The 16,345-nt window shown below is 47.4% G+C and carries 18 protein-coding genes; 15 read left to right on the top strand and 3 right to left on the bottom strand.

Annotated features, from left to right (window positions below; all coding sequences use genetic code 11):
* The first annotated feature begins 159 nt into the window (after positions 1-159).
* From AC3CIC_RS08700 to AC3CIC_RS08680, 5 genes are all read left to right on the top strand, one after another.
* Positions 160-1,131: a tripartite tricarboxylate transporter substrate binding protein gene (locus tag AC3CIC_RS08700; RefSeq protein ID WP_371733347.1), complete on the top strand. Its 972-nt coding sequence runs from the start codon at positions 160-162 to the stop codon at positions 1,129-1,131.
* A gap of 89 nt (positions 1,132-1,220) precedes the next feature.
* On the top strand, positions 1,221-1,697 hold the full coding sequence (locus tag AC3CIC_RS08695) for a tripartite tricarboxylate transporter TctB family protein (RefSeq protein ID WP_016958205.1): 477 nt from the start codon (positions 1,221-1,223) through the stop codon (positions 1,695-1,697).
* Between the two features lie 2 nt (positions 1,698-1,699).
* On the top strand, positions 1,700-3,250 hold the full coding sequence (locus tag AC3CIC_RS08690) for a tripartite tricarboxylate transporter permease (protein WP_488514339.1): 1,551 nt from the start codon (positions 1,700-1,702) through the stop codon (positions 3,248-3,250).
* Between the two features lie 250 nt (positions 3,251-3,500).
* The gene (locus AC3CIC_RS08685; protein ID WP_488514338.1) at positions 3,501-3,905 is read left to right on the top strand and encodes a hypothetical protein; all 405 of its coding nucleotides are present in this window, start codon (positions 3,501-3,503) and stop codon (positions 3,903-3,905) included.
* Between the two features lie 126 nt (positions 3,906-4,031).
* Complete coding sequence (locus AC3CIC_RS08680; protein ID WP_016958201.1) at positions 4,032-4,433, top strand: GFA family protein; 402 nt, start codon at positions 4,032-4,034, stop codon at positions 4,431-4,433.
* A gap of 115 nt (positions 4,434-4,548) precedes the next feature.
* Here AC3CIC_RS08680 and AC3CIC_RS08675 read toward each other — a convergent pair whose 3' ends face one another.
* Complete coding sequence (locus AC3CIC_RS08675; protein ID WP_488514337.1) at positions 4,549-6,240, bottom strand: mechanosensitive ion channel domain-containing protein; 1,692 nt, start codon at positions 6,238-6,240, stop codon at positions 4,549-4,551.
* 297 nt (positions 6,241-6,537) lie between these two features.
* Between AC3CIC_RS08675 and AC3CIC_RS08670 the strand changes: the two genes are divergently transcribed.
* From AC3CIC_RS08670 to AC3CIC_RS08660, 3 genes are all read left to right on the top strand, one after another.
* Entirely contained in the window at positions 6,538-7,341 is an 804-nt protein-coding gene (locus AC3CIC_RS08670) for a ParA family protein (protein ID WP_488514336.1), read from the top strand.
* 147 nt (positions 7,342-7,488) lie between these two features.
* The gene (locus AC3CIC_RS08665) at positions 7,489-8,148 is read left to right on the top strand and encodes a winged helix-turn-helix domain-containing protein (RefSeq protein WP_488514335.1); all 660 of its coding nucleotides are present in this window, start codon (positions 7,489-7,491) and stop codon (positions 8,146-8,148) included.
* Positions 8,149-8,150: 2 nt separating this feature from the next.
* Positions 8,151-8,879, top strand: a complete 729-nt coding sequence (locus AC3CIC_RS08660) for a DUF3307 domain-containing protein (RefSeq protein ID WP_488514334.1) — start codon at positions 8,151-8,153, stop codon at positions 8,877-8,879.
* A 73-nt stretch (positions 8,880-8,952) separates the two neighbouring features.
* On the opposite strand, the gene AC3CIC_RS08655 is transcribed toward AC3CIC_RS08660, so the two are convergent.
* Entirely contained in the window at positions 8,953-10,188 is a 1,236-nt protein-coding gene (locus AC3CIC_RS08655) for a hypothetical protein (RefSeq protein WP_488514333.1), read from the bottom strand.
* Positions 10,189-10,277: 89 nt separating this feature from the next.
* Between AC3CIC_RS08655 and AC3CIC_RS08650 the strand changes: the two genes are divergently transcribed.
* Positions 10,278-11,303 (top strand): permease, encoded by a 1,026-nt coding sequence (locus AC3CIC_RS08650; protein ID WP_488514332.1) that lies wholly within the window; start codon positions 10,278-10,280, stop codon positions 11,301-11,303.
* 14 nt (positions 11,304-11,317) lie between these two features.
* Entirely contained in the window at positions 11,318-12,037 is a 720-nt protein-coding gene (locus AC3CIC_RS08645; RefSeq protein WP_016958193.1) for an ABC transporter permease, read from the top strand.
* Here the strand turns inward: AC3CIC_RS08645 and AC3CIC_RS08640 are convergent.
* On the bottom strand, positions 12,021-12,365 hold the full coding sequence (locus tag AC3CIC_RS08640) for an ArsR/SmtB family transcription factor (RefSeq protein WP_016958192.1): 345 nt from the start codon (positions 12,363-12,365) through the stop codon (positions 12,021-12,023). The genes AC3CIC_RS08645 and AC3CIC_RS08640 overlap by 17 nt on opposite strands.
* A gap of 292 nt (positions 12,366-12,657) precedes the next feature.
* On the opposite strand from AC3CIC_RS08640, the gene AC3CIC_RS08635 reads away from it, so the two are divergent.
* The 5 genes from AC3CIC_RS08635 (at position 12,658) to AC3CIC_RS08615 (ending at position 16,328) form a co-directional block, all read left to right on the top strand.
* Positions 12,658-13,341: a hypothetical protein gene (locus AC3CIC_RS08635; RefSeq protein WP_017003959.1), complete on the top strand. Its 684-nt coding sequence runs from the start codon at positions 12,658-12,660 to the stop codon at positions 13,339-13,341.
* A gap of 9 nt (positions 13,342-13,350) precedes the next feature.
* Positions 13,351-14,190, top strand: a complete 840-nt coding sequence (locus AC3CIC_RS08630; protein ID WP_488514331.1) for a transporter substrate-binding domain-containing protein — start codon at positions 13,351-13,353, stop codon at positions 14,188-14,190.
* A 15-nt stretch (positions 14,191-14,205) separates the two neighbouring features.
* The gene (locus AC3CIC_RS08625) at positions 14,206-15,054 is read left to right on the top strand and encodes an ATP-binding cassette domain-containing protein (protein WP_488514330.1); all 849 of its coding nucleotides are present in this window, start codon (positions 14,206-14,208) and stop codon (positions 15,052-15,054) included.
* A 104-nt stretch (positions 15,055-15,158) separates the two neighbouring features.
* Positions 15,159-15,509 (top strand): OsmC family protein, encoded by a 351-nt coding sequence (locus AC3CIC_RS08620; protein ID WP_241819172.1) that lies wholly within the window; start codon positions 15,159-15,161, stop codon positions 15,507-15,509.
* A gap of 12 nt (positions 15,510-15,521) precedes the next feature.
* Entirely contained in the window at positions 15,522-16,328 is an 807-nt protein-coding gene (locus tag AC3CIC_RS08615) for a ferritin-like domain-containing protein (RefSeq protein WP_016958187.1), read from the top strand.
* The last annotated feature ends 17 nt before the right edge of the window (positions 16,329-16,345 follow it).

Raw genomic sequence — 16,345 nt, 5'->3', positions numbered from 1 at the left:
GTGAACAATATGAACAAAATGTTTTTAATAGTTTAAAAAAACATTAAATCCACAAGGTTTCCAATATCGGTTCCAGCCAATAGGTTTAAGGGGTAGGACAACAATAATTATCTCGTCCAAAGGACGGAACGACACGAGGAAATACCTATGATTTCACAAATGTTCGGTAAAAAGCGCTCCTTCATCGCAGCCCTTGCGCTGACATCTGCACTGAGTGCGGGTATGGCCAATGCGGCAGTTGAAGAGATTCACTTTCTGATCCCAGGTGGAGCAGGCGGTGGTTGGGATGGTACAGCGCGTGGTACTGGCGAAGCTTTGTCAAAATCGGGTTTGGTTGAAACCGTTTCATTCGAAAACATGTCAGGTGGCGGCGGCGGTAAAGCCATTGCGCATCTTATCGAAGTTGACGGACAAGCCGACAACACACTGATGGTGAACTCGACCCCTATTGTTATCCGCTCTTTGTCGAAAGTGTTCCCTCAGTCTTTCCGCGATCTTAAGCCGATTGCTGCAACAGTGGGTGACTATGCAGCATTTGTAGTGCCCACCAGCTCAAAGTATCAAACATTCCAACAGTTAATGGATGACTACAAAGCTAACCCTCGTTCAGTGGCGGTTGCTGGCGGCTCAGCGCGCGGCAGTATGGACCACTTAGTCGCAGCCATGGCATTCAAAGCCGCTGGCGGTGATCCGAAACGTGTGAAATATGTGGCTTACGATGCAGGTGGCAAAGCGATGGCGGGCATCTTGTCTGGTGAAGCTCACGTGCTGTCCACTGGTTTCAGTGAAGCACTGGCGCTCAAAAACGCAGGTGAAGTACGCATTCTGGCAATGACAGGCGATGAGCGTTCTGCCGCGGCAGCAGATGTACCAACGTTGAAAGAGCTGGGTTATGACGCGAGCTTTATTAACTGGCGTGGATTCTTTGGTTCGCCGGGTTTGTCTGATGCAAAAGCAGACGAGTACGCAGCGGTACTGGAAAAAATGTACAGCACCGATGAATGGACAGTGGTTCGTGACCGCAATGGTTGGACAGAAGTGTTCAAGCCTCGTGCAGAGTTCACGACTTTCCTAGAAGGCCAAGAGCAACAAGTTGGCGACCTAATGCGTGAGCTGGGCTTCCTTCAATAATATAAATATTAACGGGTCGATAATATCGACCCGTTCTTAGACGTTTAAGACGGGCTCGCCCGTCTGTTGTTACATCCAAGGAGTTTTTCATGGTTGTCACTAAAGACCATATCGGTGGTCTCATTTTTCTCAGTCTTTCAGTGGCCTATGGTTATTACGCTCGCCACATCCCAATGTTGCCGGGCGATGAATACGAACCGTTTAACGCACAGACACTGCCTATTGTTCTTTCTTATATGGGCGGCTTGCTAGGTGTGCTTATGCTAGGCACGGCACGTCGTGATACGGCAAGTAAGCTGTCTTTTGCAGGTCTCGATTTCCTGCTTGTATCTAAATTGCTTCTGCTCATCGTTGCGTTTGCATTCGCACTGGAATGGATTGGTTTTGCACTTTCTACCGTTTTCTTTTTGGTGGTCGGTTACTGGATCTTAGGTGAACGACGACCTAAAACACTCTTCATTGCTTCCGTGCCGTTTGCCGTTGGCATCTGGTTTATTCTCGCCAAGCTGCTGGATATCTATCTCGCGCCGGGTCGCTTGTTCATGATGATCTTTGGAGGCCAATAATTATGTGGGACGGAATCACAACAGGGTTAAGCACCGCGATCATGCCTTTCAACATCATGATGGTGGTGGTGGGCTGTTTTGCCGGTACGTTCATTGGCATGCTGCCGGGCTTAGGCCCAATCTCAGCGGTGGCGCTGATGATCCCTATTACATATAGCTTGGACCCAGCGTCTGGCATCATTTTGATGGCAGGTGTTTACTACGGTGCGGTTTTTGGCGGTTCGACATCGTCGATTCTGATCAATGCACCGGGTTGTTCAAGCACCGTTGTTACCGCCTTTGATGGCTACCCAATGGCGCAAAAACGCCAAGCTGGTAAAGCATTGGCGCTGGCAGCGTACTCTTCATTCACTGGCGGTACGATCGGCGCCATCATTCTGCTGTTTGCAGCGCCTGCGTTAGCAACGGTGTCACTCAGTTTCCAGTCTGCCGATTACTTCGCGTTGATGGTACTGGGTTTGACCGCTGTGTCAGCCTTTGCTGGAAAAGGGCAGGTACTGAAAGCGATGGCCATGACCGTGTTCGGTTTGATGATTGCGACCGTAGGTACGGATGTTATCTCTGGTGCGCCTCGCTTTACATTTGGCAACCTCGATTTGGTTGATGGAGTCAGCTTCCTCTTGCTGGCCATGGCGACGTTCGCGCTTGCTGAAGTGGTGATGACGGTACTTAAAGGTCAGCACAAAGAAGAAGAGCCAGACATGGACATGGCGTCGCTGGGTAGCATGAAACTCAGCAAGGAAGAAATTAAAGAAGTCGCACCAACTGTCGCGCGCTCTTCTATTTTCGGCTTTATTGTCGGTGTGTTACCGGGCGCGGGGGCGACCATTGCGTCATTTCTTGCCTATGGCCTTGAACGTAACCTTGCACCGAAGCGTTTAAAAGAGCAGTTCGGTAAAGGGGCATTGCGCGGATTAGCAGCGCCGGAGTCGGCCAACAATGCCGCTTCTACAGGGTCTTTTGTGCCATTGCTCACGCTGGGTATTCCGGGTTCAGGTACAACAGCCATCATGCTGGGTGCGTTGATCGCCTATGGCATACAGCCAGGGCCACGTCTTTTCATTGATAATCCAGACGTGTTTTGGTCGGTGATCATTTCGATGTATTTCGGTAACTTGGTTTTGTTGATATTGAACTTGCCGTTGATTCCGTATATTTCGCGTTTGCTTGTTATTCCTCGTCCTATCTTGATACCCCTGATTTTGTTTTTCTCAATCACAGGCGTGTATCTGGTGAGTTTTAACACCTTTGATATCAATATGATGGTACTGATTACTGTTGTCGCGATATTCCTCAGGCTGTTGGATTTCCCCATGGCACCCATGCTGCTCGGTTTCATTCTGGGCGGGATCATGGAAAACAACCTCAGTCGGTCACTTACCATTTCTGATGGTAGCCTGAGCTTTCTGTGGGAACGTCCAATGACATTGAGCATTATCAGTATTTCAATCTTTGTGCTGATATTGCCATTGATTCGAGTGGTGCTTGAAAAAATGGGCTTCGGCGCGAAGGCTTTGGAAACTAAGGTTCAAGTCGATCGTAACGATGGTTAATTTCGGATAGTAGGCGATACGTTTCTCTACAATGCCATCTCTTAGATGGCATTTTTATTTGATCGATTATGTACAGTGTTTTATTGTTATGGGTGTTGCGTGACAAAGAAGAAGCGGTCATTGTCTAAGCATCGTGGATGTGTGACAATTTTTGACATTGCCGTGTGATTTGACCTGATTGCACTAAGCCGAAAGAACACACTCAGGGCAGCAAGGTTGCTGTTGACGAAACATGAAAGAGGATATCTAGATGAAGCGAATCCAGTGGTTTGTCTTATCAGCACTTTTGAGCCTTCCTTTGGCCGTAAATGCCGAAGAAAGTAGTTGGGACAAAGCGAAAGAATCTGCTGCAGAAGCGTGGGATTCTGCAAAAGAAGCTGGCGGAAGCGCATGGGATGCCACCAAAGAAAAAAGTGGTGAGTTACTTGATAAAGCCGAAGAAGGCAGCAGCAGTCTTTGGGACAGTACCAAAGAAAAAAGTGCAGATGTTTGGGATAAAACAAAAGAAAAAAGCGGTGAACTTGCAGAAGAAGCCAAGAAAAAAGCGGATGAAGTTCTCACCCCTGAAGACAAAGAGCCCGCTCCAATCCCAACCCCCGCACCAGTGAAACCGCTCGAGCCTGACAATGCACCAGATCTTAACCAGTCAGCCTAATGAATAACTGTTAAACATTGCGCTATAAATCAATTAACTAAAGCAGTGTCCTTGCGTTAGTTCGCTATGTGCGTTCAATTGTTAACATCCAGATTATATTTAGGGATATTTCAAGGAGATTGCTTTGTGATTAAACGTGTTGGTAACACCGTGATTCAAGACGTTCACCGCGCAACGTGTCATTGCGGTGGCGTAGAGTTGGCGCTTTCTCTTCCTAACGGCATTGATAAGCCGCGACGTTGTGATTGTTCAATATGCCGACGCAAAGGGGCGATTGTTGCATCGGTTAAACTTGATGGTATTCGTATCGTGAAAGGTGAAGCCTTGCTCAAGCTTTATCAATTCAACACCCAAACCGCAAAGCACTACTTCTGCTCAGAATGCGGGATTTATACGCACCACCAGCGTCGTTCTGACCCAACTGAATATGGTTTCAATGTGGGATGCCTTGAAGGGGTTAATCCATTTGATTTGGGCGACGTAGTGACGAATGACGGTGTAAATCACCCGGCGGACAAACCAGGCTAAATATTTTTCAGAGCAAAAAGGGTGCGAATAAATCGCCCCCTTTTTGCTCACTCACTTCTCATTCACTTTTCATCCACCTTTCAATCATTTATTGCTCGCGCTTCGTTCGATCGTATTACACGTCTTTGGCTGGCGGGAGGCTCTGACCTGATTGCATATGAAGATGTACATCTTGTTGTGGAAAAGGAATGGAAATACCTTCTTTATCAAATCGCACTTTTACTTCTCGGGTTATATCCCAGTAAACGTCCCAGTAATCATCGGTTTTGACCCAAGGGCGAACGATAAAATCGACCGATGAGCTATTCAAAACATGAAGTTTGATCATAGGCTCTGGTGCACGAAGCACAGAAGGGTGGTTGTTCACAATGTCGTTTAGCACTTCTTCAACGTGCGGGATGCTGTCGCTGTAACTCACACCAAATACCATGTCGACCCGACGTACCCGCTCATGCGTCACGTTCTTAATCACATCGCCCCAAATTTTACTATTCGGCACAATGATAATTTGGTTATCAAATGTTTTGATCGTGGTATTCACTAAACTCATGTGGCTGACCTTGCCTTCCACACCGCCAGCAGCGACAAAGTCACCCACATCGAACGGGCGGTAAATAAGTAGCATCATGCCCGCCGCGAAGTTAGATAAGGTGTCTTGCAATGCGAAACCGACAATCACACCGGCAATACCGAAACCAGTGAGTATGGGGGTTAGGTTCAGGCCGATTTGAGACAGAGCGATCAGGATACCAATAAACCAAACCGCTTTACCGGACATGGAAATGAAAAATTCCTGCATGAGCTGCGAGAATTTGAGGTTCTTTGAAACGACGGCGCGCTTAACGACTTTTCGGGTGAGTTTCGCTATCTGCCGCGCAATCAATAAGATGATCAAAAATACGATGAGTTGGAATATGTGCTGCGGTGCATTTTCTATCACCCAGTCCCATAGCTTGCTCGACCACGTTTTGACTATGGACAGCAGCACGTCGCTGCTGAGCAGGTCTTGGGTCACGTTACCCGTCACTTCAAAAAATAGGCGTTTGTATTCTGCAGTGGGTATCCCAACATTGTCCGCCAACTCAATCATGACTTTTAGGCTGCTGGTGGTGATGTCCATTCTTCGCTGGGACATGAGCTTAGAAAGTTGAATGCTGGCTTTCTCAGCTTCAGGCGCCACTTTAAGTTGAGCGTCGTCTGCACTCAGTTGTTGTCTAAGGTATTCGACATTCGCGGCGAGTTGCTCGGCTCTTTGTGTAATGACCTTGGTGAGGTTTTGCTCTTCTTGGGGCTGGAGGGCATCGAGCTTCTTGAGCCATTGAATATTCTGTGATGTTTCTTCGTACATGCTGTCGAGGTATTTACGAGATTCCTCATACTCTGCAAGTAAGGCAAACTTGTCTTCATTTTTGGCGTTATTAAGCTTTTCAGATAACTCAGCAGCACGTTGTGTCAGGTATTTAACCCCATCGTTAGCGTAGGTCTGCTGCTGCCTGATTTGTTCAACAAGAAAAGGCGTATCGATTGACCCACTTTTGACGCCATTGGCGATCAAGTCTCTCAACTGCTCGTTTTTTTGAAACATCTGTAGTTGCAGCGCGAGCTTATCATCACCGCTCACTTGTTTTTGTAGGGTAACAAGCGTGGTGAGTTCTTTATGCAGGGTGTTGATTTGGTCTTCGGCGTTTGCAGCGCGGGTTTCGCTGGCGGTTGCTGGTGCTTCGGTACTTGCTAAGGCAGGTTGAGTGAATGCAAAAAGAATCACGAACAGCGTTGCAGCAACAGAAAGGGGGACGCGTAAGTTCATTGAAACGGCTCCATCGATTCAAAGCGATTAGGTGAGAAGTATGGCATTTTGTATGCCGACTGGCATTGAATCTCCCTCTCATATTTGATTAGTTTGGATATTTGGAGCGTGATCTTGATTTGATAACGTCGCAAGGGCGCTGGGATCAAAAATCAAAGCGTCTAATCGAGAGCCATCTTCACTTTTTGTGTGCAATAGCCTGATAACCTTATGAAACATGATTGTTATTGCAGCCATGTTTCATAACCATGCACAGTTCGCGGTCGTGCTTTTTCAAAACCAATGGAAGGCAGTAAGATGCGACGAATTATTTTTAACCAAAAAGGTGGCGTGGGTAAATCAAGTATTACGGTCAATCTTGCAGCCCTCAGCGCTGCAAGTGGTAAGAAAACCCTGCTGATTGATTTAGATATTCAGGGAAACAGCAGTCACTATCTGGGCATTGATATCAACGGCAAAAATGACAGAAGCGTGGCTGATCTGTTTGATCAAACCGTTTCATGGTTTTCGGTTTCAACGCCTATCAAACAATTCCCTCAACCTACAGCGTATGAAAACCTCGATATTATTCCGTCTAGTCCACGCCTTGCGGCACTTGAGCCTGAGCTTGAACGTCGTTATAAAATATACAAACTGCGTGAAGCTTTAGATGAGCTAGAAAGTGAATACGATAGGATTTATATCGATACACCGCCCAACCTGAATTTCTACAGTAAAGCGGGCCTAATCGCTGCACACAACTTACTGATCCCATTTGATTGCGACACATTCTCGCATCAAGCACTGTTGACCTTGATGGATAACCTTGCAGAGCTTCGTAACGATCACAATCGTAAACTGGCGCTTGAAGGGGTCGTGGTCAATATGTTCAACGCACAGGCTAAGTTTCCGGCTTTAATCATCGAGAACGTGCGTGAACTGGGTTTGCCATTACTTGAGCCGTTTATTCCGCAATCGGTGAAAATGAAAGAATCCCATTATCATCAAAAACCGCTGGTTCATTTTGCACCGCAGCACAAGTTGTCAAAAAGTTTCGCGGAGTTATACGCCAAGCTAGAAGCGCCCATTGAAGAAACGACAACTGAAGAAACGGCCATTTGAGTTATAACCCGTAGAAGTATGTTATCTGTTTTACGAAGTTGATAAGCAAACGGGTATCTCAAGTGATGGATTGACGTAACCTTTGACAAAGTTACATTATGGCGTAACATTTAATTATGTTACTTAATGGTGTAACTCGAGGGTGAGATGAAAAAGCACTATGCAGGGGTGATCACTGGAGACATTGTGGGCTCGACAGACATGAGCGAGTCCACCCGTCAGGCTTGTTTGGCCGCCTTAAAACGCTGCTTTGAAGATTTTGGCGAGCGCGATGTTAGCGGCGAAACGGTCGGCGAGATATATCGTGGCGATGCATTCCAGCTCTACACCAATACCCCAGAACGCGTGTTCGACATGGCGATGACCATTCGCATTGCGCTCAAAAGCATTGATGGTTCTGCTGACGCGAGGTTGTCACTGTCTGTGGCGCCAGCAACGCAAAGAGAACTTCCGGTCAGAATGGCCAATAATTCCGACGCGTTTATATTGTCAGGCCGACGCTTGGATACCATGAAAAGCCAACGCTTGGCATTCACGGCTGATGAGATTGATTTTGCCAGTGACGTGAACTTGGTGGTTTCCCTTCTTGACGATCACATCACGCAACTGACCACTAAGATGGCAGTAGCATTGTCTGTTTGGATGAAAAATCCAACAGCCCAGCACACGGTTCTTGCACAAAAGCTCGGCATAACTCGAAGCGCATTCACAAGAATCATAAACCGAGCCCACTACGCGCGTATTGAAGAAACCAGTAAGTGGTATGCTGATAGACTTTCACGTTATCAGCGTGCTACGGAGGGGTAGGTATGGTATTAACACTGCTACTGGTGTTAGTTGTTGTTCACGTATGTTTTGAGTTCTATCTCTTTCCTGTCATCGCTCGGCGTGCGCGCCACGTTTACCTTTCCGTGCTCATTGAAAGTGTCCTTTCGCTTGTCGTCTTGTACCTGCTTAACATTCCCTTGCTTTGGTCTTTATTGGGTGCGCTGTTCATTGGGTTATCTAGTGTCGCCATTTCAGTTTGGTTCCGCGCGAGCCCAACCGGACTTCGCTATTTGGTGGTTAAACAGCTGTTACATCTTCTTGTTCTGCTTATTGTTGTGCTGTTTGTTGTCGAATCTGAAGAAAGGGTGGCGGCAAAAATCGTGCTTGATCAAACCGATTGGTGGATGTTGTTTTGCTGGGGAACGGCGTATTTATTGGCAATGAAACCATCCTCCGCGGCGATTGCGTTGCTCTTGCAAAACTGGACCGACGAAGTCACAAGCACGGAATCGAGTGGAACCAATAAGCCACTTAAAGATGCGGGTGCGTACATTGGCTATTTTGAGCGCATTCTTATCGTGACCTTTGTTTTATGGGGGCAGTTACCAGGTGTGGCATTGGTGCTAGCGGCAAAATCGGTATTTCGTTTTGGCGATTTAAAAGATCACGGAAGCCGAATGTTTACCGAATATGTCATGTTGGGAACATTCGCCAGCGCACTGTTTGGCATAGGTTGCGGGTTACTCGGCGGGTACTTAAGCAAGTTCTAACGACATTACGAATTGAATGCAGATTGCGTTATTGTTTTCTTTCTCTTTCTCTTTCTGTTTCTCTTTCTGCTCTTCAGAAGTAATACGTTAGCGTGATTTCGCCGTAGCTGTCAGGTTCTAGCCCATAAAAAAAATCGTTGGCTGACATTGCGGATAGATCAAAAAATGTCGCTTCTAGGTCAATATTTTGAGTGAGGCGGCGGGTCAACGTGATTTCAATAATATTGCTGCCATGATCGAGGTCGTGAAGAACGGAAAGGCTGATTTCAGTGGAATCAACGTCATTCAGCGAGGTGTGCACTGCCAGCAACACATCATGTTGGTAGAGTGAAAGCAGATCTTCGCCCAATGTGTTATCACTGTACTCTGCGACCCACCTGAGATCTGCACCGCTATCAAAGACACTAAACACGCTATATTCGCCAGCGATGACATACTGAGTGGTTTCATCAAAGTCGCCGCGAAGAGTAGGGGCATCAGACACATTTAGCACTTCAAATTTAGTCAGCAAATTGCCCATTACCCGCTGCACTTCCATTCCGATTTGTGTTCCTACCGTATAAATGGGTGCAAATTCCCCCGCCTCCACCACAAACGCGGGCTCTCGGTTAATCCCATGGAAGCCCAATAACGCGATATCCATGTCGTCAAAAGAATACGCGTACCGTGCAGCGAATCCTGGGTAATAGGCGTGTTGGCTATCGCGCCATTGAACGTTCTCGCCATCAATATCAAAACCAGCAGAAAGGCGTTCAGAATACTCACGAAAACGTCGTTTGGGCGTATAAGGCAGATAGTAAAATGTTGCTAATCCTTCGCCGACATAGCCGGAAATGTTCACCATTGATTGGCCGAGTGATTGGTCTCCGCTAAAGTCGGTGCCGAGATCTTTTTGATTGAGTATGTTAAGGATCTGCGCGCCTTCACTTGCCCCCCAAAATACAATGTCATATCCCGCGGTAATTTCTACTTGGTCAACGTATGTATTAAAACGGCTTTTGAAGGGGTCAACAAATACGCTTTGATTGTCGTGATTTCGTGCGCGTAACGCGGGCTCTAGTATCAGCGTTGTGTCTTGCAATACATCGAAATCAAAGCGAGGAACAACGTCAATGCCGGTTTGGTTGGAAGGTAAACCATCACGGGACTCCCAAAAATGCCGATAACCCAACAAGATCTCTCCTGTTGGTGACTGCGCCCAACTAACACTGATGTTTAGCGCCGAAATAAGGATGAAACAGAACGAGATAAGGTGGCTGACTCGCGCTAATTGTTGCTTCTCAATATTGAGCGATTGCGTAAAAACCATCCTAGCCCGCCTGACATATCTACAATTCCTGATATATTGAATAATAAGCTGTATGACATGAAAAGTGAAACCCACAGGAGGAGAAATGTATGTCCAGTATTGTCTCAGGGCTGATTAATTTTGGTTATAACCGCACCTTTTTAGAGCCAGTTTGGACCGTCTTTCTACTTGTACTTCTTTCGATTGCTGTGATTGATCCACAGCAGTTGTCGGTCTCGCTGCTGTTTATGGGCGACACGTTTGTGTTGATTGTTCCCTTCATTTTGGCTTCATCATTGATATATGCCTATGTAACGGCAACACAAGCAGACAGCCTGATCGCTGATGCGCTTCAAGGGCGGCCAAGCGTCGTGATCCTCACCGCGGCGATGTTTGGTGCATTGTCGCCGTTCTGTTCTTGTGGTGTCATTCCTCTGATTGCAGCAATGCTTGCGATGGGTGTGCCACTCGCGCCAGTGATGGCCTTTTGGATTGCCAGCCCCATTATTGATCCCGTTATGTATCTTTTGACTGCTGGGATTGTCAGTTGGGAATTCGCGACGATGAAGGCGTTGGGCGCTATCGTATTGGGATTGGTTGCAGGCTGGTCCGTGTATCTGGCGCAAAAGGCAGGCTATCTCGTTAATCCTTTAAAACCTTCCGTGACGGGGGATACGACACCCCTAAGCCACGTGGATAAACCTGTTTGGCGATTCTGGGAAGAAGTGCCGCGTAAAGCGGTATTTATTGAAAAGACCACCAATATCATGACGCTTCTATTGAAATGGCTAGCACTGGCCTTTTTGCTCGAAAGTTTGCTGGTGGCCTATGTGCCTACAGAGTGGGTGACGTCTTCATTTGGTGGAGATACACAAACGCCTATCTTATGGGCGGCGATCATCGGGGTTCCCGCTTACATCAATGGGTATGTCGCTGTCCCGCTTATCGCAGAGCTGATTAACAAAGGCATGCAACCGGGAGCTGGCATGGCGTTCTTGATAGCGGGTGGCATAACATCCATTCCAGCCATGATTGCCGTCGTCGCCGTGGCGCGTATTCAAGTGGTGATATTTTATGTTAGCTTCGCACTTATTGGCTCGTTTGCTTGGGGGCTCATTTACCAATTATGGGTTTAGGTAGCGCTTAAGCAATGAATATTGACTTGGCCACGTTTCTGGCATCATTTGTGGTCCCCACACTGACGACATTGGTTTTCTTTGTGCTTTCAGCTGCACTGAGCCTGCTGTTCGCCGTGATATATGTTCTGTGTGGGAGAAGCCATTCTCTCTTACTTCGTATGACGTCAAACGTTTTGATTGAGGTATCCCGCGGTGTGCCGACGGTGGTATTTGTCCTTTTGATGGGGAACGTAGGGCTGTCCCCCTATTTTTCTGGACTGGATATTGAAGGGGTGATCCCTGGGGTTGCATGGGGATTTAGTGTTGCGGCGACCTTTATTATTGTGGGTCTTGCTTTTTCAAGCTCAGGGCATTTAGCAAAAATCATCGAAGCCGCGATTTCAACCATTAAGCAAGATACCCTCGAGTATATGGCGACGCTTCAACTCGGCACATGGGTGAAAATAAAACTGGTTTTTCTTGAGTGCGCGCCAGCACTTGTACCAACGGTGTCGGCTAGACTCGTCCATCATCTGCACAACACAGCGTTTATTTCGATGTTTCCCATTACCGGTATTTTTGCAGCGATGAGAACGGGCGTGGTTGAAACGGCGCTGGTGATCCCCTACTTAGTGTTTGCGACGATACTTTTTGTACTGCTTGGTTCAGGCGTACACATCACAGGGAATTTGCTCGCTAAGCGGCTACGGCGTCGATCTGACGTCGATCCTACCCTCAGTTTGACTGGTTAAAACCTTTTTGCAGGCTGGTGACCAATTCACTCACCATATCGCTTTCTCCGCCACAGCAGTGTTCGAGTAAAAAGGTGAGAAGTACACCGATCGTCTCCATATTGACGAAATAGCGGATCATTCGACCTTCACGTTTTCGGCGAACCAACTTGGCATTGTGCAGAATAGAAAGGTTGGTGGACATGGTATTTTGTCGAATGTTCAGACTATCAGCCACCTCTCCCGATGATAGGCCTTTTTCCCCAGCTTTAATTAACAGCCTGAATACATCCAGTCTTGTCTCTTGAGCCAATGCGGCGAATATTTTTGCGGATTCTTCAGAATTCATAGTTATAGATATTGCTGTAAAAAATAAACAGACCGTGAGCAGGCGTCACAAGTTACATCCACTTTCACGAAAGCTGTAAACCTTAGCTTTATCAACACATCGGACGTGTGGCTAAGTGAATACTAGCATGCTCGTGCTAAAAACACACAGTTTCACAAACCATTGAACCAACGGGGCATTCTCATTGTTCTTATAATTGATATCAATATATCTGTATATCTAGATATAATGAATATACAAGTATCTAAACATGGTACTTAATGAACTAAACAGTGAGTAGGGGCTTCGGTGTATGGAAGGTGGCTTTGACATAGCTCAGAAGATGTTATTTGGTCTGCCTCATGCGCAGCCTGGCGGCCTCGTTCTGACATGGTGTCTATTTATTACCACGATAAGCATGTCTGTTCCGCTGTCATATTTGCTGGTTTGTGCTTGCAATAAGCGTCATCGATTCGTGGTTACGTCCGATACAAGTTTTGCCTTGCTGAGAGCCATACCGCCGCTGGTGATTATCTTTACCATCGACTTCTTCTTGCCACTAGAGACGTTCGTGAAGGGCATTCTAGCGTTAACACTCTATTCCATGTCGCACCTTGTGCCGATTTTTTCTAAGTACATTCATATGTACCCCGAAAATTTAGAGCGGGTCGAAAACGTGCTCAAACTGGGGCTGCTCGCACGGTATGCACGCCTGAGAGCTCACTGGGTTTTTAAAAAGAGCTTTCCTGCAATTCATACGCATTTTGTCTCACTTTTCAAAGACACAAGTATTGTCATCTTGATCGGGTTGCTTGAGCTGAGCGCGCTGACCAACCTGCTTGCGAGTCGTGCTTATCAATTGTCAGATTGGCTGACCATCTTTGGCATTTGCTCTGCGCTTTATTTCATCAACGTGCAGTTTTTAAACCTTATCGGCGAAAGACTGCGCCTCACGGTTTTTCGGACATCACACCGAATGACTCGAAGCATCAACTAAGGAGAGTTTATGTTCCCCAGAATTGTTTTCGCTATCTGCACATTGCTAACCCTTGTTTTTACCCCTGTTCACGCTGAGGAAACTGGCTCAGTTATCGATAAAGTAAAAGAGCGAGGCGAGGTCGTTGTAGGTATCCGCCAGGATAATCCTCCACACTCTTTCATCAACGAAAAAGGCGATTGGGTGGGGTTTGACGTCGATATTGCAAATGCCGTAGCCGATAAGCTTGGCGTCAAAATGAAACGGATCCCCGTTGATGAAATCACGCGGATAACCTATCTGCAAAATGGGAAGATCGATATCGCGGCGGCATCCATGAGTCATACATGGAAACGTGATGACGCTGTGGATTTCTCGCAAACCTATTTCTGGTCAGCTCAGACGTTTTTAGTGAGGACCGATGGGGCGAAATCGCTTGATGACTTGGTGGGTAAAAAAGTAGGCATGAACCGAGGAAGTCATTCAATTAGTAACTGGAAACATTGGCTAGAGAAAAACGGACATCAGGTCAATGAAGAAGACATCATCGAATTCGGAAACAAGCAAATAGCGATGAATGCGGTACTTGCTGGGAAAATTGATGGCTGGGCAGAAGATGCAGAAGTGCTTGTCAGCTATGCCAATCCTAATCCGGCACTCACGGTATTGAACGGAGAAGCGATTGGCATGAAACAAGATGGTCTCGGCGTGATTCAGAACGACAGCAAAATGCGTGACGCCGTGAATCGGGCTCTACAGGAAATCGAATCAAGCGGGGAGTACCTCACAATATATAACCGTTGGTTTGGACCTGACAGTGAAACCCCTATGCCGCTGGAAAATCGCATTGTGGTCTGGCCGCAAGGTTAGATCGGGAGAATATGAATGTTTTCACGTCAGTCGATACCTGTGCCAAATCTTTCTCAGCCAGCGCTATGCATTGAAGAAGCGAAGGTTAGCGTGACGTCTTCTGCTGCACCGCGGTTTTTTGGTGATTGGTTTTCAAACGCGCCAATTCAAGAAGCGGTGTCAGTGCTTAATGGCGTCAATCTGACTGTGCCGACAGGTGCGTGGTACATGCTGGTTGGCCCCAGTGGTTGCGGTAAGTCGACCCTGCTGAGTGTGCTGAACAACTTAACGCCGCTCAGTGGTGGGCGGGCTCTCAAGTTTGGTGTGCCAGTCGATTGCTGGTGTAAAAAATGGGAGTGTTGTCCGGGTACCCGAACCGGAACGGTTTTTCAGACACCTGCGTTATTTGATCAGCTTACTGCCATTGAAAACGTGTGCATGGGATTTGAATGCCGTGAGAAAAGTACGCTTCACGATAAACAACAAAAAGCGCTATCTGTGATGGAAGAACTGGATGTTGCGCAGTTTGCAAACCGATTCCCCACAGAACTTTCTGGCGGACAGCAGCAGCGGGTATCCATTGCACGAGCGTTGGTCGGAGACCCAGATTTGCTGTTGATGGATGAACCGCTTTCAGCACTAGACGATGCCAATGCACAGAAAGTGAATCAACTCCTCCTCGCAAGACAGCAGTCTGGCACCACGATACTCATGGCGTCTCATCGTCTAGATGGCTGCTTGGAAGCCTGCACCGCCAGAGTCGACATGAACGGCGGCGTTATCACGGAAATTCAAGCGTGTAATCACATGCCTTCAGCAATAAAGAGCGCAGATGCTGTTGCTCAACACCTCGTCATCACAAGGAATCAAAGTGTATGGAATTGAAATCGAAAGATACCCGGTTGTTCGATGTGCAACTGACCTACCAAACAGATTACTTATTCAAGAACGTCGCCAGCGAGCATGGCAACCCTGCAGGGGAGCCTTACATGAGCGACGAACCTGATCCCGTGGGAACGAACAGCGGCCCATCAACGCCGGCGCTGCTCGGCAGTGCAGTTGGACATTGTCTGTCTGCGTCGCTCTTAGAGCATATGCGCTTTCACGGCGCAAAAACCGACGAAGGATGTATCGTCACTGACGCGCAAGTGACTGTGCACAAAGGCGAAGAAGGGTATCCCCGCATCCGCGAAATCAACGTGACGATAAAGGCAAACGATGGCGGTGGTCTGAGCACTCAGAACCGAGCATCCATTGATCGGAACTTTAAGAAGCACTGCACGGTATCCGCTTCTTTATCGCCGGCTTTCCCTATCAACGTCACCGTCCAGTGGACATGAAGGAGAAAAGACGTGTCAAACCTTATGAATGAAACGCAACGCCTTGAAAGTCAGGCGTACAAAGACTTGCTGGCTTATGTCATATCCAACACCATTTCCGGCGAAATTATGGCCGTCAATAACTACACCACCATGGTGCCGCTGATTGACGACGTTGATGAAAAAATCCATGTCGTTAAGCAGGCGAGGGACGAGGGTGGGCATATCAATGCACTGTCGAAGCTCGGCAAACACATTGATTTTCCAACAATGAAAACCATGGTGGAGCCACAGTGGAAAGAGATCGGTCGTTTCGTTAAAGAGCGTGCCAGTGTCGGAGATTTAACCTCTTGCATCATTGCGCAGGACATCATGGTCGAAACCTTCGCCACGGTGGCTTATACCGCGCTACAGCGCAATACGGATAAGTACACCAGCAGTTTGGCGGCGAGTATTCTCGTCGAAGAAATGGCTCACCTACAACATGGCGTGGATGAGATACAGCGCATGCTCGATAACGATGAAGAAGACGTACATCGCGCATTTGCATTGGCGCATAAGGCGGTGATGCCAGCCATGATGAGCATGGTGAATTACAACTGCTTTAGCTTGTGCGATCAGCTCAGTATTAAATGCTCCACCGTTTCGTTGGGCGTTATTGAGCAAGACCTCGATCAATTGCGCATTGATGCCATCGATACCTACATGGAAAAAATCGATCGTATTGGCTTTGATCCAAATCGTGTGGCGCCGTTACTTTCCTCGCTGGTGGATGATGATTCATCCAAATGGCAACCCAAAGACAAAGCAGATATTTCAGGAAACCGCTGTTGTCACTAAGGTGGCAGCCGGGTGAA

Source organism: Enterovibrio sp. QJM3NY_24 (genome assembly GCF_057786035.1).
The sequence above is the reverse complement of the archived record's forward strand: the minus strand, read 5'-3'. Positions and strand labels throughout refer to the sequence as shown.

Coding starts and splice junctions, on each gene's coding strand:
- AC3CIC_RS08645 (WP_016958193.1), top strand. CDS start 11,318: ATGAATATTGACTTGGCCACGTTTCTGGCATCATTTGTGGTCCCCACA.
- AC3CIC_RS08640 (WP_016958192.1), bottom strand. CDS start 12,365: ATGAATTCTGAAGAATCCGCAAAAATATTCGCCGCATTGGCTCAAGAG.
- AC3CIC_RS08690 (WP_488514339.1), top strand. CDS start 1,700: ATGTGGGACGGAATCACAACAGGGTTAAGCACCGCGATCATGCCTTTC.
- AC3CIC_RS08625 (WP_488514330.1), top strand. CDS start 14,206: ATGTTTTCACGTCAGTCGATACCTGTGCCAAATCTTTCTCAGCCAGCG.
- AC3CIC_RS08630 (WP_488514331.1), top strand. CDS start 13,351: ATGTTCCCCAGAATTGTTTTCGCTATCTGCACATTGCTAACCCTTGTT.
- AC3CIC_RS08635 (WP_017003959.1), top strand. CDS start 12,658: ATGGAAGGTGGCTTTGACATAGCTCAGAAGATGTTATTTGGTCTGCCT.
- AC3CIC_RS08620 (WP_241819172.1), top strand. CDS start 15,159: ATGAGCGACGAACCTGATCCCGTGGGAACGAACAGCGGCCCATCAACG.
- AC3CIC_RS08665 (WP_488514335.1), top strand. CDS start 7,489: ATGAAAAAGCACTATGCAGGGGTGATCACTGGAGACATTGTGGGCTCG.
- AC3CIC_RS08685 (WP_488514338.1), top strand. CDS start 3,501: ATGAAGCGAATCCAGTGGTTTGTCTTATCAGCACTTTTGAGCCTTCCT.
- AC3CIC_RS08650 (WP_488514332.1), top strand. CDS start 10,278: ATGTCCAGTATTGTCTCAGGGCTGATTAATTTTGGTTATAACCGCACC.
- AC3CIC_RS08660 (WP_488514334.1), top strand. CDS start 8,151: ATGGTATTAACACTGCTACTGGTGTTAGTTGTTGTTCACGTATGTTTT.
- AC3CIC_RS08655 (WP_488514333.1), bottom strand. CDS start 10,188: ATGGTTTTTACGCAATCGCTCAATATTGAGAAGCAACAATTAGCGCGA.
- AC3CIC_RS08695 (WP_016958205.1), top strand. CDS start 1,221: ATGGTTGTCACTAAAGACCATATCGGTGGTCTCATTTTTCTCAGTCTT.
- AC3CIC_RS08670 (WP_488514336.1), top strand. CDS start 6,538: ATGCGACGAATTATTTTTAACCAAAAAGGTGGCGTGGGTAAATCAAGT.
- AC3CIC_RS08675 (WP_488514337.1), bottom strand. CDS start 6,240: ATGAACTTACGCGTCCCCCTTTCTGTTGCTGCAACGCTGTTCGTGATT.
- AC3CIC_RS08700 (WP_371733347.1), top strand. CDS start 160: ATGTTCGGTAAAAAGCGCTCCTTCATCGCAGCCCTTGCGCTGACATCT.